This is a genomic window from Pseudomonas helleri, from assembly GCF_045830615.1.
In the GTDB taxonomy this organism is placed as follows: Bacteria; Pseudomonadota; Gammaproteobacteria; order Pseudomonadales; family Pseudomonadaceae; genus Aquipseudomonas; species Aquipseudomonas helleri.
Window position 1 is genome coordinate 980391 of the sequence record NZ_CP174501.1, and the last position, 23258, is coordinate 1003648.

Here is a 23258-nt window from a genome sequence, read left to right on the forward strand (position 1 = left end):
ACTTAAGCCGCTTCGACAGTGGCCCAATAACGCGTGATGAAACGCACCGTGACCGGCAGCGACTGGCTGAGGTTTTCCAGAATGGTGTCGGTGTTATCAATCCGAAACGCGCCACTGAGCCGCAAGTGCGCAATGCCAGGATCGCAACGCAATACGCCTGGGCGGTAGCGGCTTAGCTCAGTGATGAAGTCGCCCAAACGCCAATCGATGACCGTCAGCATCCCCTGACTCCACGCACCAGCACCCGCCGGGGCCGCGGTGATGGCGCCGACCTCATTGGGTTCCAGGTGAGCCTGTTGGCCCGCATCCAGGCGCTGTACCCGTGACGGGTGATTCAAGGGCCGCAGCTCAACCGCCTTTTCCAATACGCACACCTCGGTAAAGCTTGGCTCGCAGCGCACGACAAAGCGCGTGCCCAAGGCGCGCACACTGCCTTGGGGCGACTCGACGATAAAGGGCCGAGCGTCGCTGGCGGTTTGCACCAGGATTTCGCCCCGGTGCAGGCGGATCAGGCGCGTTTGCTCACTGAAAACAATGTCCAGCGCGCTGTCGGTATTGATGTCGATCTGGCTTTCATCGCTCAGGCGCAGGTGCCGACGCTGCCCGGTGGCGGTGCGCTGATCGGCCAGCATTGCCCGGTAAGGCACGTGCTCCGTGGCCAGCCAGCCACTGCCGCCTGCGGCCAGCAACAAGCCCAGGGTTTTGAGCACCGCCCGGCGACGCGCCTTCACCCCGGCCAACGTTGTCAGCGTGACCTCTGCTGGCAACCCGGCCCATTGGCTTTGCAGTTTCTCCACACGCGCCCAGGCCCGTGCATGCTGCGGGCTGGCCTGCAACCAGGCGGCCCATGCCTGTTGGTCCGCCTCATTGGGCGCGCTGCTGCTGAGCCGCACATACCAGGTGGCGGCGGCTTCAAGGGTGTGAAGATCGAGTGGCGGTGCCATCAGTCTTCCGTTAACAGCAAGCAGTGTGTCATGGCGCGGATCACGTGCTTTTTGACCGTGGTCACCGACACCCCTAAGCGTTTGCCGGTGGCCACATAACTCAGGCCTTCCAGTTGAACGCTGAGGAAAATCTGCCGCGTGCGCTCGCCCAGGCCGTCCAGCATGGAATCAATCGCCACCAGGGTTTCGAGAATCAGCAGGCGTTTTTCGGGCGAAATATCCATCGGCTCAGGGTGCAGGGCCAGCGCTTCGCAGTACGCCTGCTCCAGGGCGCGGCGCCGGAACTTGTCGATCATCAGTGCACGGGCAATGGCGCTCAAGTAAGTGCGCGGCTCGCGGATCTGCTCGATATCACGGGACGCCAGCAAGCGTACAAACGTGTCCTGAGCCAAATCGGCTGCATCGCTGGCGTTACCCAACCGCGCGCGCAACCAGCTTTTGAGCCAGCCATTATGTTCGCTGTACAACAGGTGCAGGGCGCAATGGTCAGGAGCGGGCATAAGTGGCCAACCAATATCACTGATTGATAATGAGTCGCATTGTCTAGATCGCGCTGCAATTGTGCAAGATGGTTGAGTGGGAGAGGGCGCTTAGCGTGCGGGGTTACCGATGTGTGGCACAAAAAAACCGGCGCGGTGGCCGGTTTTCTGCGCAGTTAATCTTAAACCGCATCCCCTTCTTGAGCCTGCTGCAGCCCCAGTGTGAGGTCATCAATGACCGCCTTGGCCATCTCGCTTAGATAGTGCGAAGCCCAGCGCATGGCTTCGTTACCATCGTCCATGGCCCCGAGAAACGACAGCGTATTGACGCAGTTCATCAGCAGAGAGGCGTGCTCCATCGCCTCAACGCCCGCAATACCGGGGTTGACGCTGAACAAGCGTTGGTTCTGAGCATTGCACGTGCCGAACGTGGCAGCACCGGTGGTATGGAGCAAAGAGGAAGCAGGGCGTGTCATTGGCAGTAACTCCTGTATGTGAGGAGCTGCCACAGTTCGCCGCGAAACGAATAAGGGTGGCAGCCATGTGCGGGTTCGCGGACCGGGCATACAGGAACCCCGGCAGACCTGAAGGTCTCCCACACACAGCCGCCATAACAGACTAGCGGGCACAAAAAAGCGCCAGCTATCGAAATGGTGGCGCCTGTGCGCCTGTATATGCTCGGACCGCGACGTCCGGTCGCTGAATGGGCAGCGACGGAGCGAGAGTAACCCTCCCGGTTGAAAAGGGCAAACGTGGGGCAGTTCAATCTGTAGGAGCGAGCTTGCCTCGCGATCTTTTGATCTTGGAGAGCCGCTCGCAGCCTTCGTGCCTCGGCAGCGACTACAGGATGCGCAGGGGCGAAAAAAGTTGTGTGTGGATTTACGACTGCTTCGCAGCCGGACGTAGCCTCGCGGTGCTCGTCAACTGCTACGGGGGAGGGGCGACGCAGTTTTTGTAGGAGCTGCCGAAGGCTGCGATCTTTTCTACAGGCGAAAAAAAAGACCTTGATAATCAAGGTCTTTCTTAAGATGGTGCCCCGAGGGAGACTCGAACTCCCACTTCTTGCGAAAACGGATTTTGAATCCGCCGCGTCTACCAATTCCGCCATCAGGGCTCAATGGCGGCGAAGTATAGAGATGACATTTAGGTCGGTCAACAACTTATTGGTCTATTTTTACTAAGTCCGTTAAACTCCCCGGCCCTGCTAGACGAAACCTATCATGCGCGTTGCTGACTTTACTTTCGAGCTCCCTGATTCACTCATCGCACGCCATCCTTTGGCGGAGCGCCGTAACAGTCGTCTGCTGACCCTGGATGGGGAGAGTGGCGCACTGGCACATCGTCAATTCACTGATTTGCTTGAGCATTTGCGCCCAGGCGATTTGATGGTGTTTAACAATACCCGGGTGATTCCAGCCCGCTTGTTCGGCCAAAAGGCGTCGGGCGGCAAGCTGGAGATTCTGGTTGAGCGGGTGCTCGACAGTCATCGGGTGCTGGCGCATGTGCGCTCCAGCAAGTCGCCAAAACCAGGCTCAAAAATCCTCATTGATGGCGGTGGCGAAGCTGAGATGCTGGCCCGCCACGATGCGTTGTTTGAGTTGGGCTTTACCGATGAGGTGTTGCCGCTGCTTGATCGCGTCGGGCATATGCCGCTGCCGCCGTATATCGACCGCCCGGACGAAGGTGCCGACCGCGAGCGTTATCAAACGGTCTACGCTCAGCGCCTGGGTGCTGTGGCGGCGCCGACTGCGGGGCTGCACTTTGATGAGCCGCTGATGCAGGCCATCGCTGCCAAGGGCGTCGAAACGGCGTTTGTCACGCTGCACGTGGGCGCAGGTACGTTCCAGCCGGTGCGCGTTGAGCGCCTTGAAGATCATCACATGCACACTGAATGGCTCGAAGTCGGCCAGGATGTGGTTGACGCCGTGGCGGCGTGCCGTGCGCGTGGCGGGCGGGTGATTGCGGTGGGCACCACCAGTGTGCGCTCGCTGGAAAGCGCGGCGCGTGACGGTGTGCTGAAGCCGTTCAGTGGCGACACTGATATTTTCATCTTCCCGGGCCGCCCGTTTCATGTGGTCGATGCCCTGGTGACCAACTTCCATTTGCCGGAATCCACGCTGTTGATGCTGGTTTCGGCGTTCGCCGGTTATCCCGAAACCATGGCGGCCTATAAGGCTGCGGTTGAGCATGGGTACCGCTTCTTTAGTTACGGTGATGCGATGTTCATCACCCGCAATCCCGCGCCGACGGCTCCAGCCCCGGCCCCAGAGGATCAAGCATGAGCAACTGTCGTATGTCCTTCGAGCTGCTGGCCACTGATGGCAAGGCTCGTCGTGGTCGCCTGACCTTCCCCCGTGGTGTGGTTGAAACCCCGGCTTTCATGCCTGTGGGCACCTATGGCACGGTCAAGGGCATGCTGCCGCGTGACATTGAAGCCATCGGCGCGCAGATGATTCTGGGCAACACCTTCCACCTGTGGCTACGCCCGGGCACTGAGGTGATCAAGAAGCACGGCGACTTGCACGATTTCATGAAGTGGCAAGGCCCGATCCTGACCGACTCCGGTGGTTTCCAGGTGTTCAGCCTGGGCGCCATGCGCAAGATTAAAGAAGAGGGCGTGACCTTTGCGTCCCCGGTTGACGGCGCCAAGGTGTTCATGGGGCCTGAAGAGTCGATGCAGGTTCAGCGTGACCTGGGCTCTGACGTGGTGATGATTTTCGACGAATGCACCCCGTACCCGGCCGATGAAGACGTGGCCCGTGTGTCCATGGAGCTGTCGCTGCGTTGGGCGCAGCGCTCGAAAATCGCCCATGGCGACAACACCGCAGCCTTGTTCGGCATCGTTCAGGGCGGCATGCATCAGAACCTGCGTGAGCGTTCGCTCGAAGGCCTGAACAAAATCGGCTTTGACGGCCTGGCCATCGGCGGTCTGTCGGTGGGTGAGCCCAAGCACGAAATGATCAAGGTGCTGGATTACCTGCCCGCAATGATGCCTGCTGACAAACCTCGTTACCTTATGGGGGTTGGCAAGCCAGAAGATCTGGTGGAGGGTGTGCGCCGCGGTGTGGACATGTTCGATTGCGTGATGCCAACCCGCAATGCCCGCAATGGGCATCTGTTTATCGACACGGGTGTTTTGAAGATCCGCAATGCGTTCCATCGCCATGATGATTCGCCGCTGGATCCGACCTGCGATTGCTATACCTGCCAGAACTTCTCTCGCGCTTATCTGCATCATCTGGACAAGTGCGGCGAAATGCTGGGTAGCATGCTCAATACCATCCACAATTTGCGGCACTATCAGGTGCTGATGGCTGGTTTGCGCGAGGCTATTCAACAGGGTACATTGGCCACCTTTGTCGATGCCTTCTATGCCAAGCGCGGGCTTCCTGTGCCGCCTTTGGACTAAGTTTCGTACCTCTAAGAACCAACATTGCAACTGGAGTGCTTAATGAGCTTTTTCATCTCTTCCGCTTTCGCGGACGGTGCAGCACCTGCCGCTGCTGCCCCAATGGGCGGCGGCTTTGAATGGATTTTCCTGGTCGGCTTCCTGGTCATCTTCTATCTGATGATCTGGCGTCCACAAGCCAAGCGCGCCAAAGAGCAGAAGGCCCTGTTGGGTAACCTGCAAAAAGGTGATGAGGTTGTGACCACTGGCGGTATCGCCGGCAAAATCACTAAAGTTTCCGACGCTTTTGTTGTTATCGAAGTGTCTGACACTGTAGAGCTGAAAATTCAGAAGGGCTCGGTTGCAGCCACGCTGCCTAAAGGCACGCTGAAAGCGATCTAAGTTTCAACTTTTAACAATCGACGGGGCGCGCAAGGCGCCCCGCGTTTTAAGCGGGCGGCGTGATTGATGCTGAACAAATACCCTCTGTGGAAATACATACTGATCCTGGCAGTGCTGGCGATCGGTTTTATTTATTCCGCTCCCAATCTGTACCCGGATGACCCGGCCATTCAGGTGTCGGGCGCGAGCACGGCATTGCAGGTGACTGAAGCTGATCTGGACCGTGCAAGCAAGGCGCTGACCGACGACGGTATCGTTGTCAAAGGTGCTTCCCTGGCCCAGAACGGCAAAACCGGTTTGCTGCGTCTGGCCAAGAAAGACGACCAGTTGCCAGCCAAGGATGTTGTGCGTAAAGCGTTGGGTGACGACTTTGTCGTTGCGCTCAACCTGGCGCAGACAACGCCTCAGTGGCTGCGTAGCCTGGGTGCTCACCCAATGAAATTGGGTCTGGACTTGTCGGGTGGTGTGCACTTCTTGCTGGAAGTGGACATGGACAAAGCCGTTGATGCACGCATGAAAGTGTACGAAGGCGATGTCAAAAGCCTGCTGCGTAAAGAGAAAGTGCGTTACCGCAGCCTGCCGCAACTCAACGGTGCCATTCAGCTGGGTTTCAGCGATGAAGCAACCCGTGAGCAAGCGCGCGGCCTGATCCGCAAGAACTTCAATGACTTCGACGTAACGGCAGCGGACCTCAATGGCCAGCCGGTTCTGCGTCTGGCGATGACCCCGGCCAAGCTGGCGGAAATCCGTGAATACTCCATCAAGCAAAACCTGACAACCGTCCGTAACCGGGTTAACGAGTTGGGTGTTGCCGAGCCTCTGGTTCAGCGTCAGGGTGCCAACCGCATCGTGGTTGAACTGCCGGGCGTACAAGACACCGCCGAAGCCAAGCGTATCCTGGGCAAGACGGCCAACCTTGAGTTCCGTCTGGCCGCTGAGCCGGGCGCATCGAAAGCCACTTCCGAGACTTTCGAATTCCGCGAGGGCAATCGTCCTGCCGCCCAGATCGAGCGCAGCTTGATCATCACGGGCGACCAGGTGACTGACGCTCAGGCGGGCTTTGATGAGCACGGCCGTCCACAGGTGAACATCAAGCTTGATGGTCATGGTGGCGAGCTGATGAGCCGTTCGACGCGCAGCAACGTCGGTCGCAGCATGGCGGTTATCTTCATCGAGCAACGCCCGGTGACGACGTACACCAAGCAAGTGGTTGACGGTGTTGAGAAGGACGTACCGGTTCAATCGTTCAAAGAAGACAAAAAGATCATCAGCCTGGCGACCATTCAGTCGCCGCTGGGTAGTCAGTTCCGGATCACCGGTCTGAATGGTCAGGGTGAGGCGTCGGAACTTGCACTGCTGTTGCGTGCCGGTGGTCTGGCTGCACCGATGTACTTTGCTGAAGAACGTACCATTGGCCCGAGCCTGGGTGCGGACAACATTGCCAAAGGTGTTGATGCTTCGCTGTGGGGCATGCTGTTTGTGTCGATCTTCATCATCGCCATCTACCGTTTCTTCGGTGTGATCGCGACGGTGGCATTGGCGGGCAACATGGTCTTGCTGCTGGCCCTGATGTCGATTCTGGGTGCAACCCTGACCCTGCCGGGTATTGCCGGTATCGTTCTGACGATGGGTATGGCGGTCGACGCCAACGTACTGATCTTCTCGCGTATTCGTGAGGAAATTGCGAATGGTCTGACACCGCAGCGGGCGATCAATGAAGGCTTCAATCGTGCATTCACGGCGATTGTCGACTCCAACCTGACAACCCTGTTGGTCGGCGGGATTCTGTTCGCCATGGGTACCGGGCCGGTTAAAGGCTTTGCGGTCACCATGTCGCTCGGTATCTTCACCTCTATGTTCACGGCCATTATGGTGACCCGAGCATTGGTCAACCTGATCTACGGCGGTCGGGACTTCAAGAAGTTGTGGATTTAAGGGGCTGCCATGTTACGTACTATCAACTTCATGGGCGTGCGCAACGTTGCGTTCGGCGTCACTGTGCTGCTTACCGTGCTGGCGCTGTTCAGCATGTTCCACAAGGGCATGAACTACGGCCTGGACTTCACCGGCGGTACGCTCATCGAGCTGACCTACGAGAAGCCGGCTGATCTGACCAAGGTGCGTGATGAGCTGGCTACGGCCGGCTTCCACGACGCCGTGGTACAGAGCTTTGGTGCGACAACCGACCTGCTGGTGCGGATGCCCGGCGATGATCCGCTGCTGGGCAACAAGGTAGCGGCGGCGCTGGGCGAGGCCGACTCGGCCAACCCTGCGGTCATCAAGCGCGTTGAGTTCGTCGGCCCGCAGGTCGGTGAAGAGCTGCGCGACCAGGGCGGCCTCGGCATGCTGATGGCGCTGGGCGGCATCATGCTGTACCTGGCCTTCCGCTTTCAGTGGAAGTTCGCGGTCGGTGCGATCGTTTCTCTGGTCCACGACGTGATCGTGACCATGGGCGTGCTGTCGTTCTTCCAGATCACCTTCGACCTGACGGTGCTGGCGGCGGTGCTGGCGATTATTGGTTACTCGCTCAACGACACCATCGTGGTATTCGACCGGGTTCGTGAGAACTTCCGGGTACTGCGCAAGGCGACGCTGGTTGAGAACATCAACATTTCGACCACGCAAACCCTGCTGCGTACCGTGGCGACCTCGGTGTCGACCTTGCTGGCCATTGCCGCACTGTTGATCTTTGGTGGCGACAACCTGTGGGGCTTCTCGATTGCCCTGTTCGTGGGCGTGATGGCGGGTACTTACTCGTCGATCTACATCGCCAACGTGGTGTTGATCTGGCTCAAGCTCAGCGCCGAGGATTTGATTCCTCCAGCGGCGAGCGAGAAGGAAATCGACGACCGTCCATAACGTTCTGTTAATCCCGGTGGTCATCTAAAAGGCGCGAGTATTGAACTCGCGCCTTTTTTTATGCTCCAAGGCTGGGAGTGATGGATGTGGGAATATTCCCACGTGTGATGGTCTGGAGGTTCACGTGAACAAGTCTTTGCTGGTAGGTGCGGTGTTGGGGGCTGTCGGTGTTACTGCCGGTGGTGCTTTTGCCACTTACAGCTTGGTTAAAGGCCCTGAGTCTGCTCAGGTGTTGGCTGTTCAGCCGGTCTCGCAGCAAATTAAAACCCCGCGTGAGGTGTGTAAAGACGTGACTGTCACACGCCGTGCGCCGGTCAAGGATGAGCACCAAATCGTCGGCAGTGTGATTGGTGCGGTGGCGGGTGGCCTGTTGGGTAATCAGGTCGGCGGCGGCAGCGGCAAGAAAATTGCCACTGTGGCGGGTGCCTTGGGCGGTGGTTACGCCGGTAACCGGGTGCAGGAAGGAATGCAGGAGCGTGACACGTACACCACGACGCAGACGCGCTGTAACACCGTCAACGACATCAGTGAAAAGGTGGTCGGTTATGACGTGCGTTACACGCTCAATGGCAAGGAAGGCAAAGTGCGTATGGATCACGAGCCGGGCAATGAAATTGCCGTGGATAAGCAGGGCAACTTGATCCTGAATTAATGCGCTGAAAACTGTAGGAGCGAGCTTGCCTCGCGATCTTTTAAAAGATCAAAAGATCGTGAGGCAATCGAGCGTCGACCGGCTGCTCCTACAGGCCTTTTGATCTAAAGACCAAAAAAAAGCACCTCTAAAGGTGCTTTTTTTGTGCGCGGGGTTCGCTTAGCGTTTCAGCGAGGCCGGCAGGTGTGGCTGAATTGCAGTCAGCACGGCTTTGAAGCATTTGGTGTTGCCGGCAACGATGTGGCCTTTTTCAAGGAAATCGTGGCTGCCGGTGAAGTCGCTGACGAGGCCGCCAGCTTCCTGGATCAGCAGTGCGCCTGCTGCCATGTCCCACTCGGACAGGCCCGACTCCCAGAACGCGTCAAAACGACCGGCGGCCACGTAGGCCAGGTCCAGGCTGGCAGCGCCTGCGCGGCGGATGCCTGCAGTTTGGCCGACCAGGCTGCGGAACATGCCCAGGTAGTTATCCAGGTTGTCCATTTGGTTGTCGCGGAACGGGAAGCCGGTACCTAGCAGGGCGCCTTCAAGGCTGGTGCGACCGCTGACGCGCAGACGGCGGCCGTTCAGTTGGGCGCCACGGCCACGGCTGGCAGTGAATTCTTCTTGGCGAACCGGGTCGAGAACAACGGCGTGCTCAAGGCGGCCACGGTATTTGCAGGCGATGCTGACAGCGAAGTGAGGTACGCCGCGCAGGAAGTTGGTGGTGCCATCCAGCGGGTCGATGATCCACAGGTAATCTGCACCTTCGCCGCTGCCTGCGTGCAGGCCGGTTTCTTCACCGAGGATGCCGTGCGTCGGGTAAGCCTTGCGCAAGGCGTCGATGATTTTCTGTTCAGCAGCACGATCGACTTCAGAGACGTAATCCTTGGCGTCTTTTTCGTCAACCTTGATGGTATCCAGGCGCTCGATGGAGCGGAAAATCAATTCACTGGCGCTGCGGGCGGCGCGCAGCGCGATATTCAGCATGGGCTGCATGGACGTTTCACCTAGGTCGTTAAAGAAAGCCGGACATTCTAACAGAAAATTTTGGCAGATGAAGGTTTGCGTTTGCTTACGTAGCTTAAGGTGATGGGCTTAGGTAAGATTTGCTCCCTTTTACCGGTCTGTGAGCGCTCCCATTGCTGTCTAATATTCGTGTCGTTCTGGTCAATACCAGCCATCCCGGCAACATCGGCGGTGCTGCGCGAGCCATGAAAAACATGGGGTTGTCGCGTTTAGTGCTGGTCGAGCCAAGGGTCTTTCCGCACCACGAGGCCGATGCCCGGGCGTCCGGCGCGGGCGATATTCTTGAAAATGCGCAAGTCGTCGCCTCGCTGGAAGGTGCGCTGGTGGGCTGCAATCTGGTGTTGGGCACCAGTGCTCGTGACCGCCGTATCCCTTGGCCGCTGCTGGATCCACGCGAATGTGGGCAAAAAGTCGTCGAAGAGGCGGGGCAGGGCGCTGAAATCGCGTTGGTGTTCGGTCGTGAAGACTCCGGCCTGACCAACGAAGAGCTGCAGCGTTGTCATTACCACGTGCATATCCCGTCCGACCCGGAGTTCAGTTCCCTGAACCTGGGTGCAGCGGTGCAGGTGTTGAGTTACGAGATCCGCATGGCCTGGCTGGCTGCGCAAGGTCAGCCGAGCAAGATTGAAAAAGAAGAAGTCGCCTCCACTAAAAGCACGGAGCTGGCGACCATGGATGAGCTGGAGCGCTTTTACGAGCATCTGGAGCAGACGTTGGTGGCTATCGAATTCCTCGATCCGGAAAAACCGCGTCATCTGATGGCGCGCCTGCGCAGACTGTACGGGCGCAGCTCGGTCAGTCGTGCGGAAATGAACATTTTGCGTGGCATTCTCACCGAAACCCAAAAAGCGGCCCGTGGCGAGCTGCTAAAGCGCAAGGATTAATGATGTTCGAGCGTCTGCGTGAAGATATTCAAAGCGTTTTCCATCGTGACCCGGCGGCGCGCAATGCTTTCGAAGTGTTGACGTGCTACCCGGGCATGCATGCGATCTGGATTCATCGCCTCTCGGGCATGTTGTGGGGCGCGGGCTGGAAGTGGCTTGCGCGCCTGGTGTCGAACTTTGGCCGCTGGCTGACCGGGATTGAAATTCATCCGGGTGCCAAGGTCGGTCGTCGTTTCTTTATCGATCACGGCATGGGCATTGTGATCGGTGAAACTGCTGAAATCGGTGATGACGTAACCCTGTACCAGGGCGTTACGCTGGGCGGCACCAGTTGGAACAAAGGCAAGCGCCACCCGACACTGGAAAACGGTGTGGTGGTCGGTGCGGGCGCCAAGGTACTGGGCCCGTTTACCGTCGGTGCGGGGGCTAAAGTAGGCTCCAATGCGGTGGTGACCAAGGCGGTGCCTGCGGGCGCGACCGTGGTCGGCATTCCGGGCCGGATCATCGTCAAAAGTGATGATGAGGCCGAGGCGAAGCGCAAGGCTATGGCTGAGAAAATCGGCTTTGATGCCTATGGCGTAAGCGAAGACATGCCAGACCCTGTGGCGCGCGCCATTGCTCAGCTGCTGGATCATTTGCAGGCGGTCGACGGCAAGCTGGACGGCATGTGCGGGGCCTTGAAGGACTTGGGCAGCCCCTATTGCGCCAAAGAACTGCCAGAGCTGCGCGAAGAAGACTTCGCCTGCGTCCAGGGCAAGGACGAAAGCAAAGCGCTGTAATTGGTCTGTAGTCGCTGCCGAAGGCTGCGATAAAGTCCGCAGGACTTTTCTTGGGTCTTAAAAGCGCGACTGCTTCGCGCTCCATCGCAGCCTGCGGCAGCGACTACAAAGTTGCGCATGTGCCATTACGCCGCAGACCCTGCTACAATGCCGCCGCTCTTTGCGGGTAATCCCGACTAAAGTACTAGGTCTAATAGTTGACTTAAACAGTCGGGAATAGCATACTCGCCTCCATTCCGAATTCCGTGGTACCTGTCCATGAGACTGACTACAAAAGGCCGCTACGCCGTAACTGCAATGCTCGATTTAGCGTTGCACGCACAGCACGGGCCGGTGTCCCTGGCTGATATTTCCGAGCGCCAGGGCATCTCTCTTTCCTACCTTGAGCAACTGTTCGCCAAATTGCGCCGCAGCAGTCTGGTCTCCAGCGTGCGTGGCCCTGGCGGCGGCTATCAGCTGTCGCGCGACATGCAAGGTATTCAGGTTGCCCAGGTGATTGATGCAGTGAACGAATCGGTCGACGCCACGCGCTGCCAGGGCCTTGGCGATTGCCATGCCGGCGACACGTGCCTGACCCACCACCTGTGGTGTGACTTGAGCCTGCAAATCCACGAATTTCTCAGTGGTATCAGCTTGGCTGATCTTGTTACTCGCCGTGAGGTACAAGAAGTAGCCCAGCGTCAGGATCAGCGCCGCTGTAATGGCAAAGCGCCGCACCTGGATAAGATCGAAGCGTCCGCCGTCGAGTGATTGCATAAAAACGACGGTGCGCCAGCCAGCCTGATTTAGGAGATAGTCCATGAAATTGCCGATTTACCTTGATTACTCAGCCACCACCCCGGTTGATCCGCGCGTTGCCCAAAAAATGAGCGACTGCCTGCTGGTTGACGGGAACTTCGGTAACCCGGCTTCGCGCTCTCACGTCTTCGGCTGGAAAGCTGAAGAAGCGGTAGAAAACGCTCGCCGTCAGGTTGCTGATCTGGTTAACGCCGACCCGCGTGAAATTGTCTGGACCTCCGGTGCGACCGAGGCGAACAACCTGGCAATCAAAGGTGCAGCACACTTCTATGCCTCCAAGGGCAAGCACCTGATCACCGACAAAATTGAACACAAAGCCGTTCTCGACACCATGCGTCAGCTGGAGCGTGAAGGCTTTGAAGTGACTTACATCGAGCCAGGTGAAGATGGTCTGGTCACCCCGGCCATGGTTGAAGCCGCACTGCGTGAAGACACCATTCTGGTCTCGATCATGCACGTCAACAACGAAATCGGCACCATCAACGACATCGCAGCCATTGGCGAGCTGACTCGCTCGCGCGGCGTGTTGTTCCATGTGGACGCTGCTCAGTCGACCGGCAAGGTTGAAATCGACCTGGCCAAGCTGAAAGTGGACCTGATGTCCTTCTCGGCTCACAAAACCTACGGCCCTAAAGGCATCGGCGCACTGTACGTAAGCCGCAAGCCTCGCGTGCGTATCGAAGCGGCCATGCACGGCGGCGGTCACGAGCGCGGCATGCGTTCGGGCACCTTGGCCACCCACCAGATCGTGGGCATGGGTGAAGCGTTCCAGATCGCCAAAGAAGAAATGGCCGCTGAAAACGTCCGTATCAAAGCCTTGAGCGACCGTTTCTTCAAGCAGGTTGAACACCTTGAAGAGCTGTACGTTAACGGCAGCATGACCGCCCGCGTTCCGCACAACCTGAACCTGAGCTTCAACTACGTTGAAGGCGAGTCGTTGATCATGGCGCTCAAGGATCTGGCAGTATCGTCCGGTTCGGCGTGCACCTCTGCTTCCCTTGAGCCGTCCTATGTATTGCGTGCCCTGGGCCGCAATGACGAACTGGCACACAGCTCGATCCGTTTCACCTTCGGTCGTTTCACCACTGAAGAAGAAATCGACTACGCCGCGCAGAAGGTTTGCGAGGCTGTTACCAAGCTGCGCGCCCTGTCGCCGCTGTGGGACATGTACAAAGACGGCATCGACATTTCGAAAATCGAATGGGCGGCGCACTAATAACTTAAGTCGCCGCAAGCAGACGCTGCAGAGCGCAGCGAATAGCAGTTTTACAGCGTCTGAAGAGCGACTCTGATGAGTGAGGATTAGTACCATGGCTTACAGCGAAAAGGTCATTGACCACTACGAAAACCCGCGCAACGTCGGCAAGATGGACGCGGAAGACCCAGATGTCGGTACCGGCATGGTGGGTGCACCGGCCTGCGGCGACGTCATGCGTCTGCAGATCAAGGTGAACGAGCAGGGCATCATTGAAGATGCCAAGTTCAAGACCTATGGTTGCGGTTCTGCAATTGCTTCCAGCTCCCTGGCAACCGAGTGGATGAAGGGCAAAACTCTGGATGAAGCAGAGACCATCAAGAACACTCAGCTGGCTGAAGAGCTGGCCTTGCCACCTGTAAAAATTCACTGCTCGGTACTCGCTGAAGACGCCATCAAGGCGGCCGTTCGCGACTACAAGCAGAAGAAAGGTTTGATCTGACCCGAATGGCCTGTGCCTGAAAGGGCAGGGCCGGCGATGATACTGGCGAGAGGTAAGGAGTCACGATGGCTATCAGCATGACAGAGGCGGCGGCCAAGCATATTCGCCGCTCCCTTGATGGGCGCGGCAAAGGTGAGGGGATTCGTCTGGGTGTTCGCACCACGGGCTGTTCCGGTCTTGCCTATGTGCTGGAGTTTGTCGATGAAGTGGGCGCAGACGATCAAGTCTTCGAAACCCATGGCGAAAAAGTGATCATTGATCCTAAAAGCCTGACCTACCTTGACGGCACTGAGCTTGATTTCGTCAAGGAAGGCCTCAACGAAGGCTTCAAGTTCAATAACCCCAACGTGCGCGGCGAATGTGGCTGCGGCGAGAGCTTCAACATCTGAGGCCAGTCGTGGGTACTCCTTGTCATTTTGCTTTGTTTGAACTGCAGCCGAGCTTCAATCTGGACCTCGATCAGTTGGCCACGCGTTACCGTGAGTTGGCGCGTGGTGTGCATCCGGACCGTTTTGCTGATGCTTCCGAGCGTGAGCAGCGTCTGGCGCTGGAGCAATCCGCCAGCCTCAATGAGGCGTATCAGACACTCAAAAGCCCCTCTAAACGTGCGCGTTACTTGCTCGCGATGAGTGGTGGCGACATGCCCCTTGAAGTCACGGTGCATGACCCCGAGTTTCTGATGCAGCAGATGCAATGGCGCGAAGAGCTTGAAGACCTTCAAGACGATGCCGATATAGCGGGTGTTGCCGCATTCAAGCGTCGTCTTAAAGCCGCTCAGAACCAATTGAACGAAAGCTTCGCTGCTTGTTGGGATGATGCTGCACAGCGTGAACAGGCTGAACGCCTGATGCGCCGCATGCAGTTCCTCGACAAGCTCACCTACGAAGTGCGCCAGTTAGAAGAGCGCCTCGACGATTAACCCAGTGCCGCCACGGTTGCACGCCTGATATACAGATAAGTCCTGATCACAATGGCCCTACTGCAGATCGCCGAACCCGGCCAAAGTCCTCAACCGCACCAGCGTCGTCTGGCTGTGGGGATCGACTTGGGTACTACCAATTCGCTGGTCGCTGCATTGCGCAGTGGTCTTTCCGAGCCGCTGGCTGATGCCGAAGGTCGAATCATCCTGCCTTCTGCGGTGCGTTATCACGCAGACCGCGTCGAGGTAGGTGAATCCGCACGCCTGGCGGCCTCCAGTGACCCTTACAACACCGTGTTGTCAGTCAAGCGTTTGATGGGTCGTGGTCTGTCCGACGTCAAACAATTGGGCGAGCAGTTGCCTTACCGCTTTGTCGGCGGTGAGTCGCACATGCCGTTCATTGACACCGTGCAAGGCCCGAAAAGCCCGGTAGAAGTGTCGGCGGACATCTTGAAGGTGCTGCGCGAGCGTGCCGAAAAGACTCTGGGCGGTGAATTGGTCGGGGCGGTGATTACCGTTCCCGCCTATTTTGACGATGCTCAACGTCAGGCCACCAAAGATGCTGCGCGTCTGGCCGGGCTGAACGTGTTGCGCCTGCTCAACGAGCCGACGGCTGCGGCAGTGGCTTACGGTCTGGACCAACAGGCAGAAGGCGTTGTTGCGATCTATGACCTGGGTGGCGGTACGTTCGATATCTCGATTCTGCGTTTGACCGGCGGTGTGTTTGAAGTTCTGGCCACGGGGGGCGACAGCGCCCTGGGCGGCGACGACTTTGACCACGCCATTGCGAGCTGGATCGTCGAACAGGCCGGTTTGTCGGCGGACCTTGATCCGGGTGCTCAGCGCCAGTTATTGCAAATTGCCTGTGCGGCCAAAGAGGCACTGACCGATGCGTCCTCGGTGCCTGTCAGCTTTGGCGATTGGCAGGCAGTGCTGACCCGTGATGCCTTCAATGCGCTGATCGAGCCGATGGTTGCGCGCAGCCTCAAAGCCTGTCGCCGTGCCGTGCGTGACGCCAATATTGAGCTTGAAGATGTTCAGGCGGTGGTGATGGTAGGTGGTTCGACCCGCGTGCCGCGTGTTCGCGAGGCTGTGGCTGACATGTTTGGCCGTGAGCCGCTGACGGACATCGATCCGGACCAAGTGGTTGCCATCGGTGCTGCGATTCAGGCAGATACCCTGGCGGGTAACAAACGCGATGGTGGCGAGTTGCTGCTGCTTGACGTGATTCCCTTGTCGCTGGGTCTGGAGACCATGGGCGGCCTGATGGAAAAAGTCATTCCGCGTAACACCACGATCCCGGTGGCCCGTGCGCAAGACTTCACTACCTACAAAGACGGCCAGACGGCCATGATGGTGCATGTGCTGCAAGGCGAGCGCGAGCTGATCAGCGATTGTCGCTCACTGGCGCGGTTTGAGCTGCGTGGTATTCCGCCGATGGTGGCGGGTGCTGCGAAAATCCGTGTGACCTTTCAGGTCGACGCTGATGGCTTGCTCAGCGTCTCGGCCCGTGAGTTGGGCTCGGGTGTTGAGGCCAGCATTCAGGTCAAGCCGTCGTACGGGCTGACCGATGGCGAAATCGCCAAGATGCTCAAGGATTCGTTCCAGTACGCCGGTGACGACAAGGTCGCCCGTGTCCTGCGCGAGCAGCAAGTCGATGCCCGGCGCCTGATCGAGGCCGTGCAAGCCGCCCTTGAGGTCGATGGCGAGCGTTTGCTGGATGCCGAAGAGCGCATGGTCATCGAGCTGCAAATGCAGGAATTATCCGAATTATTAGAAGGCACCGATGGCTATGCTATCGAGCAACAGACCAAGCGTCTGTCGCAAGTGACCGATGCTTTTGCTGCCCGCCGTATGGATTTGACCGTCAAAGCCGCTCTGGCGGGGCGCAACCTGAATGAGATTGAGGAATAACAATGCCGCAGGTCATTTTTCTGCCCCATGAGAAGTTCTGTCCGGATGGCTTGGTTGTAGAGGCTGAGCCCGGCACTTCGATCCTTGAGTTGGCGCATGAGCACCACATCGAGATGGAAAGCGCCTGTGGCGGCGTGTGTGCCTGCACCACGTGCCATTGCATCATTCGTGAAGGTTTCGACTCGCTCGAAGAAGCCGATGAGCTCGAAGAAGACTACCTGGACAAAGCCTGGGGTCTGGAGGCGCACTCGCGTCTGGCGTGCCAGGCGCTTGTCGGTGAAGAAGACCTGACCGTCGAAATCCCGAAATACTCACTCAACCATGCTGCCGAAGCGCCGCACTGATAGCGCCGCACGTCTGTAGTCGCTGACGAGGCGCGAGGCTGCGATCGGGCGAAACTCGCCGATACATGGCCTCGCCAATTGCTTAAAGGAATTGTCATGAGTCTGAAATGGGTTGATGTACAAGAAATTGCTATACAGCTGGCTGAGGCTCACCCGGATGTCAATCCGCTGACGGTGAACTTCGTCAAGCTGCGTAACCTGGTTATGGCGTTGCCGGAGTTCGACGACATCCCGGATCGCGGCGGGGAGAAAGTCCTCGAAGCCATTCAGGGTTTGTGGATCGAAGAGGCTGACTAAGCCCGCAACGTTCGTAATTATGCAATACCCAAGAACCCGCGTATAATTCGCGGGTTTAATTTTTCGCTTAAATCACTGTTTCTGGAGTTACACCATGGCTGTTCAACGTACTTTCTCCATCATCAAGCCTGACGCCGTTGCTAAAAACGTTATCGGCAAGATCGTTACCCGTTTCGAAGACGCTGGCCTGAAGGTTGTAGCTTCCAAACTGAAGCAACTGTCCAAAGCAGAAGCTGAAGGCTTCTACGCTGAGCACAGCGAGCGCGGCTTCTTCGCCGACCTGGTTGCTTTCATGATCTCCGGTCCAGTTGTTGTTCAGGTTCTGGAAGGCGAAAACGCTATCGCTCTGAACCGTGAGCTGATGGGCGCTACCAACCCTAAAGAAGCCGCTGCTGGCACCATCCGTGCTGACTTCGCTGAATCCATCGACGCTAACGCTGTTCACGGTTCCGACTCGGAAGCAGCCGCTGCACGCGAAATCGCTTACTTTTTCGCAGCTACTGAAGTAACCACTCGCTAAGCATTGGCTTGTGAGTGAGGGTGAAGACATGATTGCAACGACTGGCAAAACTAACCTGTTGGGTCTGACTCAGCCGGAAATGGAGAAATTCTTCGACTCAATCGGGGAGAAGCGTTTCCGTGCCGGTCAGGTCATGAAGTGGATTCACCACTTTGGCGTCGATGATTTCGACGCCATGACTAACGTCAGCAAAGCCTTGCGCGACAAGCTCAAGGCTATTGCTGAGGTTCGTGGACCTGAAGTCGTCAGCGAGGACATCTCCAGCGATGGCACCCGTAAGTGGGTGGTGCGCGTTGAGTCCGGCAGCTGCGTCGAGACCGTTTATATTCCCCAGGGCAAGCGCGGCACTTTGTGCGTTTCGTCCCAGGCTGGCTGTGCCCTGGATTGCAGTTTCTGCTCCACCGGCAAGCAAGGTTTCAATAGCAACCTCACCGTGGCCGAAGTGATTGGTCAGGTGTGGATTGCCAACAAATCTTTTGGCAGCGTCCCGGCAACCATCGACCGTGCCATCACCAACGTGGTGATGATGGGCATGGGTGAGCCGCTGCTGAACTTCGACAACGTGATCGCCGCCATGCATCTGATGATGGATGACCTGGGCTATGGCATCTCCAAGCGCCGGGTGACCCTGTCCACCTCGGGCGTGGTGCCCATGATCGATGAGCTGTCCAAGCACATCGACGTGTCCCTGGCGTTGTCGCTGCACGCACCAAACGACGAACTGCGCAGTCAGTTGGTGCCGATCAACAAGAAATACCCGCTCAAAATGCTGCTTGAGTCCTGCCGCAACTACATGTCGAGCCTGGGCGAAAAGCGTGTTCTGACCGTTGAATACACCCTGCTCAAAGGCGTCAATGACCACGTCGATCACGCGGTACAAATGATCGAGCTGCTCAAGGACACGCCGTGCAAGATCAACCTGATCCCGTTTAACCCGTTCCCGCATTCGGGGTATGAGCGTCCAAGCAACAACGCCATTCGCCGTTTCCAGGAACTGCTGCAGCAAGCGGGTTACAACGTGACCGTGCGCACCACCCGTGGTGAAGACATCGACGCGGCTTGTGGGCAGTTGGTGGGTCAGGTCAATGACCGCACCCGCCGTAGCTCGCGCCTGATCGCCGCACGCGAACTCAATGCTGAGACTGATCTGGCGCAAAACGCTGCGGCTCAGCCCTGAGAGAGGAAACCTATGATCTTGCGCGCTGCGCTCCCTGTCCTCATGGTCGGCCTCTTGGCTGGCTGTGTCTCATCGGGTGATTCAAACCCGTTGAGCAGCGACAAGGGGCGTGAAGAAGCGCGTCAGGCCTATGTTCAGCTAGGGCTTGGTTATCTCCAGCAGGGGATGGCCGAACAAGCCAAAGTCCCCCTCAGCAAAGCCCTCGAGCTTAACAAGACGGATCCGGACACCAACGCCGCACTGGCCTTGGTGTTTCAGTACGAAATGGAACCTGCGCTTGCAGAGCGGGCGTTCCAGACAGCGTTAAGCGGGCGGCCGAGTGACACGCGGATCATCAACAACTACGGCAGCTTCCTGTTTGAGCAACAGCGCTATCAGGACGCTTACAGCCAGTTTCTAAAAGCCTCGGCAGACAGCCTGTACCCTGAGCGTTCGCGTGTTTACGAGAACCTTGGAGTCACTTCACTCATGCTGGGGCAGCGTGAGGTGGGGCGCCAGCAGCTTGAAAAAGCCTTGCGCCTGAACCGTCAGCAACCCCGTGCACTGCTCGAAATGGCTGAGATGTCTTACGAAGACAGGCATTATGTGCCAGCACGTGACTATTACGATCGTTTTAGCCTGCTTAGCGGGCAAAATGCACGTAGTCTATTGCTCGGTGCGCGACTGGCGAGTGTTTTCGATGAGCGCACCTCCACAGCCAACTATGGCCAGCAACTACAACGACTCTATCCCGGCACGCCGGAATATCAGCAATACCTGTCGGAGCAATGATGAAAGCGGCGCAACCCGAAGTTCTAGCAGCGACTCGTGTCAATCCCGGTGAGACCTTGCGTCTGGCCCGTGAAAACAATGGATGGACCCTGGCTGAAGTCGCCCTGAAACTCAATCTCACGGCCAGTTCCTTGAGCAACCTTGAGACGGGAGCGTTCGACAAACTGCCGGGCCATACCTTTGCCCGCGGTTACATCCGCGCCTATGCCAAATTGCTTGGTATGGATCAGGCCAGCCTGGTGCATGAGTTCGACGTGTACACCGGCACCGATGCCAATGGCAGCAATGTGCACAGCCTGGGGCGTATTGAAGAGCCCGTGCGCGTGTCACATACCATTTTGCGCATCATTAGTTTGTTACTGCTCATTGCCGTCCTGGGTGGTGGTTTTTTCTGGTGGCAGGACCAAACGTCCATGCGCGCCAAGGACCTGATTGGTCTGGCCCCCGAGCACGTAGAAGTTGAAGGCGCCGATGGCACCACCCAGATCCACCCGCTCGATGAGCCGGAAGACCAAGCGGTGGCCCAGGCCAATGTAGAAGGCGAAGCCGCGCCGCAACCGTCGGCAGAGCAAGCTGCCAGCACTGACCTGCCATTGCCTGCTACCGGGGCTGCTTCAACGCCAGCAGCGCCAGCCACTTCAGTGGCCCCTGTGCAGCCAGTGGCTCCAGCCGCTGCCACGCCAGTTGCTCCGGCTGCCGTACCCGCTACCCCACAAGCCGCCAGCACCGCGCCCGTTGCGGGTGCCGGCAAGGTCAATATCAACTATGTCGCTGATTGCTGGTCTCAAGTCACTGATGGCAACGGCAAAGTGCTGTTCAGTGGTCTTAAACGCAAGGGCGATACGCTTGATGTGACCGGCAAGCCGCCTTTCAGCGTCCGCCTGGGCTATGCCCGCGGCGCGCAGGTGACCTACAACGGTCAGGTTGTGGATGTGGCTCCTTTCACCAGTGGCGAGACCGCTCGCCTGAAGTTAGGTCAATAAGTCATGCACGGCGAATCACCAATTAAACGTCGCGAATCGCGCAAAATCTGGGTTGGCTCGGTACCGGTAGGCGGCGATGCCCCTATTGCTGTACAGAGCATGACCAACAGCGACACCAATGATGTGGCTGCAACAGTGGCGCAAATCAACCGCCTGGAAGCTGCGGGCGTCGATATCGTCCGGGTTTCTGTGCCGGACATGGACGCCGCTGAAGCGTTTGGCCGTATCAAACAGCTGGTCAAAGTGCCGTTGGTCGCCGACATCCACTTCGACTATCGCATCGCACTGCGCGTGGCTGAGCTGGGCGTAGATTGCCTGCGGATCAACCCGGGCAACATCGGTCGCGAAGACCGCGTGCGTGCGGTGGTTGATGCCGCCCGCGATCGTGGCATTCCGATCCGTATTGGCGTTAACGCTGGTTCGCTCGAAAAAGACCTGCAAAAAAAATATGGCGAGCCGACACCGGCCGCATTGGTTGAGTCGGCCCTGCGTCACGTAGAGCATCTTGAGCGCCTGAATTTCAAGGACTTCAAGGTCAGCGTAAAGGCCTCCGACGTGTTCATGGCCGTTGAAGCCTACCGTCTGCTGGCCAAAGAAATCGTCCAGCCACTGCACTTGGGCATCACCGAAGCCGGTGGTTTACGCTCGGGCACAGTGAAATCTGCCGTGGGCCTAGGTATGCTGCTCGCCGAGGGGATTGGCGATACTATTCGCATCTCGTTGGCAGCAGACCCGGTCGAGGAAGTAAAAGTCGGCTACGACATCCTCAAGTCCCTGCATTTACGTTCACGTGGCATAAATTTCATCGCGTGCCCAAGCTGTTCCCGGCAGAATTTCGACGTGGTGAAAACCATGAACGAACTGGAAGTACGGCTTGAAGACTTGCTGGTGCCGCTGGATGTGGCGGTGATCGGTTGTGTGGTCAACGGTCCCGGCGAAGCCAAAGAGGCTCACGTAGGGTTGACCGGCGGTACGCCCAACCTGATTTACATCGACGGCAAGCCGTCGCAAAAATTGACGAATGAAAACCTGGTGGACCAGCTTGAAAAGCTGATCCGGCAGAAGGCGGCCGACAAGGTCGAAGCTGACGCAGCCGTTATCGCGCGCGGCTAACCAAACGAATTAAGGATTTTTTGTGAGCAAGTCTCTGCAAGCCATTCGTGGCATGAATGACATCCTGCCCGAGCAGACGCCCCTGTGGCGCTATTTCGAAGGCACGGTTGCGCGTTTGCTGGATAACTACGGTTACAAGCAAATCCGTATGCCGATCGTCGAGTTCACCGAGCTGTTCAAGCGCTCGATTGGTGAAGTCACTGACATCGTCGAAAAAGAGATGTACACCTTCGAAGACCGCAACGGCGATTCGCTGACTTTGCGCCCCGAAGGGACGGCTGCCTGCGTACGTGCTGTGCTTGAGCACGGCATCACCGGCGGCGGTCAAGTGCAAAAACTCTGGTACATCGGCCCGATGTTCCGCCACGAGCGTCCACAAAAAGGCCGTTATCGCCAGTTCCATCAGATTGGGGTTGAAGTGTTCAACCTGGATGGTCCGGACATCGACGCCGAGCTGATCGTGCTGACCTGGCGCCTGTGGGGCGAGCTGGGGATCCGTGATGCGGTCAAGCTTGAGCTCAACAGCCTGGGCACCAGCGAAGCCCGTGGGCGCTACCGTGCCGCTCTGGTTGATTACCTGTCCTCGCGTCTGAGCGAGCTTGACGAAGACAGCCAGCGCCGTTTGAAAACCAACCCGCTGCGGGTGCTCGACACCAAAAACGCCGACACCCAAGCGGTGCTGGTTGACGCGCCGAAACTGGTCGATTACCTCGACGAAGAATCCCGTGTGCACTTTGAGGGCCTCAAGGCTCGCCTGGATGCTGCCGGTATTCCGTACGTGATCAATCCCAAGCTGGTGCGTGGCCTCGATTACTACAGCAAAACCGTGTTTGAGTGGGTCACCGACAAGCTCGGTGCCCAGGGCACGGTGTGTGCCGGCGGTCGCTATGACGGTCTGGTTGAACAAATGGGTGGCAAGCCAACACCGGGTGTTGGCTTCGCCATGGGTATCGAGCGTCTGATTCTGCTGCTCGAAACCCTGGAGCAAATCCCTGAAGAAATTGCGCGGCAGGTGGATGTTTACCTGTGCGCTTTCGGTGAGGCCGCTGAACTGGCTGCCTTGGCCTTGAGCGAACGCGTTCGTGACCAGTTGCCAAACCTGCGCCTGCAAATCAATGCCGGTGCTGGCAGCTTCAAGAGCCAGTTCAAAAAGGCTGACAAGAGCGGTGCGCTGTTTGCACTGATTCTGGGTGAAGACGAATTGGCCCAGCAGGTGGTAGGTGTCAAACCCCTGCGTGGCCAGGGCGAACAACAAACTATTGCCTGGGATGCTCTTTCCGAGCACTTGGCCACCTGCATCGTGCAGGGTTGAAGCTGGTTAACAGCCGATTTA

General features: G+C 57.8%; 26 protein-coding genes and 1 tRNA gene. 22 read left to right on the plus strand and 5 right to left on the minus strand.

What is annotated here, in order from left to right; all coding sequences use genetic code 11:
• Positions 1 to 2: 2 nt before the first annotated feature.
• The 4 genes from ACJJU9_RS04565 to ACJJU9_RS04580 all read right to left on the minus strand — a co-directional run bounded on the left by ACJJU9_RS04565 (position 3) and on the right by ACJJU9_RS04580 (position 2537).
• The gene (locus tag ACJJU9_RS04565; protein ID WP_407730157.1) at positions 3 to 944 is read right to left on the minus strand and encodes a FecR domain-containing protein; all 942 of its coding nucleotides are present in this window, start codon (positions 942 to 944) and stop codon (positions 3 to 5) included.
• Complete coding sequence (locus ACJJU9_RS04570; protein WP_123751394.1) at positions 944 to 1444, minus strand: sigma-70 family RNA polymerase sigma factor; 501 nt, start codon at positions 1442 to 1444, stop codon at positions 944 to 946. The genes ACJJU9_RS04565 and ACJJU9_RS04570 overlap by 1 nt, the downstream gene beginning before the upstream one ends.
• 161 nt (positions 1445 to 1605) lie before the next feature.
• On the minus strand, positions 1606 to 1899 hold the full coding sequence (locus ACJJU9_RS04575; protein ID WP_407730158.1) for a DUF3077 domain-containing protein: 294 nt from the start codon (positions 1897 to 1899) through the stop codon (positions 1606 to 1608).
• A 553-nt stretch (positions 1900 to 2452) separates the two neighbouring features.
• A tRNA-Leu gene (locus tag ACJJU9_RS04580) sits at positions 2453 to 2537 on the minus strand.
• 106 nt (positions 2538 to 2643) lie between these two features.
• Between ACJJU9_RS04580 and queA the strand changes: the two genes are divergently transcribed.
• The 6 genes from queA (at position 2644) to ACJJU9_RS04610 (ending at position 8724) form a co-directional block, all read left to right on the plus strand.
• The gene (gene queA / locus ACJJU9_RS04585; protein WP_048367107.1) at positions 2644 to 3705 is read left to right on the plus strand and encodes a tRNA preQ1(34) S-adenosylmethionine ribosyltransferase-isomerase QueA; all 1062 of its coding nucleotides are present in this window, start codon (positions 2644 to 2646) and stop codon (positions 3703 to 3705) included.
• Between the two features lie 11 nt (positions 3706 to 3716).
• A complete protein-coding gene (tgt, locus tag ACJJU9_RS04590; RefSeq protein WP_082148614.1) occupies positions 3717 to 4832 on the plus strand; it encodes a tRNA guanosine(34) transglycosylase Tgt in 1116 nt (371 codons plus the stop codon).
• Positions 4833 to 4874: 42 nt separating this feature from the next.
• Positions 4875 to 5213, plus strand: coding sequence for a preprotein translocase subunit YajC (gene yajC / locus ACJJU9_RS04595; protein WP_048385865.1), 339 nt, complete (start codon positions 4875 to 4877; stop codon positions 5211 to 5213).
• A gap of 66 nt (positions 5214 to 5279) precedes the next feature.
• A complete protein-coding gene (gene secD / locus ACJJU9_RS04600) occupies positions 5280 to 7148 on the plus strand; it encodes a protein translocase subunit SecD (RefSeq protein ID WP_048385866.1) in 1869 nt (622 codons plus the stop codon).
• A 9-nt stretch (positions 7149 to 7157) separates the two neighbouring features.
• Positions 7158 to 8072, plus strand: a complete 915-nt coding sequence (secF, locus tag ACJJU9_RS04605) for a protein translocase subunit SecF (RefSeq protein WP_048367102.1) — start codon at positions 7158 to 7160, stop codon at positions 8070 to 8072.
• Positions 8073 to 8196: 124 nt separating this feature from the next.
• A complete protein-coding gene (locus tag ACJJU9_RS04610) occupies positions 8197 to 8724 on the plus strand; it encodes a glycine zipper 2TM domain-containing protein (RefSeq protein ID WP_048367100.1) in 528 nt (175 codons plus the stop codon).
• Between the two features lie 159 nt (positions 8725 to 8883).
• Here the strand turns inward: ACJJU9_RS04610 and suhB are convergent, their stop codons facing one another.
• Positions 8884 to 9699 (minus strand): inositol-phosphate phosphatase, encoded by an 816-nt coding sequence (suhB, locus tag ACJJU9_RS04615; protein ID WP_047273836.1) that lies wholly within the window; start codon positions 9697 to 9699, stop codon positions 8884 to 8886.
• Positions 9700 to 9842: 143 nt separating this feature from the next.
• Here suhB and trmJ point away from each other — a divergent pair, with 143 nt between their 5' ends.
• From trmJ to hisS, 16 genes are all read left to right on the plus strand, one after another.
• A complete protein-coding gene (gene trmJ / locus ACJJU9_RS04620; RefSeq protein ID WP_407730159.1) occupies positions 9843 to 10613 on the plus strand; it encodes a tRNA (cytosine(32)/uridine(32)-2'-O)-methyltransferase TrmJ in 771 nt (256 codons plus the stop codon).
• Between the two features lie 2 nt (positions 10614 to 10615).
• Positions 10616 to 11392: a serine O-acetyltransferase gene (gene cysE, locus ACJJU9_RS04625; RefSeq protein ID WP_153328864.1), complete on the plus strand. Its 777-nt coding sequence runs from the start codon at positions 10616 to 10618 to the stop codon at positions 11390 to 11392.
• Between the two features lie 258 nt (positions 11393 to 11650).
• Positions 11651 to 12142 (plus strand): Fe-S cluster assembly transcriptional regulator IscR, encoded by a 492-nt coding sequence (iscR, locus tag ACJJU9_RS04630; protein WP_047273839.1) that lies wholly within the window; start codon positions 11651 to 11653, stop codon positions 12140 to 12142.
• Positions 12143 to 12191: 49 nt separating this feature from the next.
• Positions 12192 to 13406, plus strand: a complete 1215-nt coding sequence (locus ACJJU9_RS04635) for an IscS subfamily cysteine desulfurase (protein ID WP_048367095.1) — start codon at positions 12192 to 12194, stop codon at positions 13404 to 13406.
• Positions 13407 to 13500: 94 nt separating this feature from the next.
• Entirely contained in the window at positions 13501 to 13887 is a 387-nt protein-coding gene (gene iscU / locus ACJJU9_RS04640; RefSeq protein ID WP_003443374.1) for a Fe-S cluster assembly scaffold IscU, read from the plus strand.
• Between the two features lie 65 nt (positions 13888 to 13952).
• The gene (gene iscA, locus ACJJU9_RS04645) at positions 13953 to 14276 is read left to right on the plus strand and encodes an iron-sulfur cluster assembly protein IscA (protein WP_048367093.1); all 324 of its coding nucleotides are present in this window, start codon (positions 13953 to 13955) and stop codon (positions 14274 to 14276) included.
• Positions 14277 to 14284: 8 nt separating this feature from the next.
• On the plus strand, positions 14285 to 14806 hold the full coding sequence (gene hscB / locus ACJJU9_RS04650; RefSeq protein WP_048385872.1) for a co-chaperone HscB: 522 nt from the start codon (positions 14285 to 14287) through the stop codon (positions 14804 to 14806).
• A gap of 51 nt (positions 14807 to 14857) precedes the next feature.
• A complete protein-coding gene (gene hscA, locus ACJJU9_RS04655; RefSeq protein ID WP_407730160.1) occupies positions 14858 to 16720 on the plus strand; it encodes a Fe-S protein assembly chaperone HscA in 1863 nt (620 codons plus the stop codon).
• A 2-nt stretch (positions 16721 to 16722) separates the two neighbouring features.
• The gene (gene fdx / locus ACJJU9_RS04660; RefSeq protein WP_048367090.1) at positions 16723 to 17064 is read left to right on the plus strand and encodes an ISC system 2Fe-2S type ferredoxin; all 342 of its coding nucleotides are present in this window, start codon (positions 16723 to 16725) and stop codon (positions 17062 to 17064) included.
• A gap of 96 nt (positions 17065 to 17160) precedes the next feature.
• Positions 17161 to 17361: a Fe-S cluster assembly protein IscX gene (iscX, locus tag ACJJU9_RS04665; RefSeq protein WP_153389539.1), complete on the plus strand. Its 201-nt coding sequence runs from the start codon at positions 17161 to 17163 to the stop codon at positions 17359 to 17361.
• A gap of 94 nt (positions 17362 to 17455) precedes the next feature.
• Complete coding sequence (ndk, locus tag ACJJU9_RS04670) at positions 17456 to 17881, plus strand: nucleoside-diphosphate kinase (protein WP_048367087.1); 426 nt, start codon at positions 17456 to 17458, stop codon at positions 17879 to 17881.
• Between the two features lie 28 nt (positions 17882 to 17909).
• Positions 17910 to 19058, plus strand: a complete 1149-nt coding sequence (gene rlmN / locus ACJJU9_RS04675) for a 23S rRNA (adenine(2503)-C(2))-methyltransferase RlmN (protein WP_048367086.1) — start codon at positions 17910 to 17912, stop codon at positions 19056 to 19058.
• 12 nt (positions 19059 to 19070) lie between these two features.
• The gene (pilW, locus tag ACJJU9_RS04680; RefSeq protein ID WP_314916023.1) at positions 19071 to 19829 is read left to right on the plus strand and encodes a type IV pilus biogenesis/stability protein PilW; all 759 of its coding nucleotides are present in this window, start codon (positions 19071 to 19073) and stop codon (positions 19827 to 19829) included.
• The gene (locus tag ACJJU9_RS04685; RefSeq protein WP_407730161.1) at positions 19829 to 20812 is read left to right on the plus strand and encodes a RodZ domain-containing protein; all 984 of its coding nucleotides are present in this window, start codon (positions 19829 to 19831) and stop codon (positions 20810 to 20812) included. Before pilW ends, ACJJU9_RS04685 begins: the two co-directional genes overlap by 1 nt.
• Positions 20813 to 20815: 3 nt before the next feature.
• A complete protein-coding gene (ispG, locus tag ACJJU9_RS04690; protein WP_019408672.1) occupies positions 20816 to 21925 on the plus strand; it encodes a flavodoxin-dependent (E)-4-hydroxy-3-methylbut-2-enyl-diphosphate synthase in 1110 nt (369 codons plus the stop codon).
• 22 nt (positions 21926 to 21947) lie between these two features.
• Positions 21948 to 23237 carry a histidine--tRNA ligase gene (gene hisS / locus ACJJU9_RS04695; RefSeq protein WP_314916025.1) on the plus strand — a complete coding sequence of 430 codons (1290 nt, stop codon included), beginning with the start codon at positions 21948 to 21950 and terminating at the stop codon, positions 23235 to 23237.
• Positions 23238 to 23258: the final 21 nt, after the last annotated feature.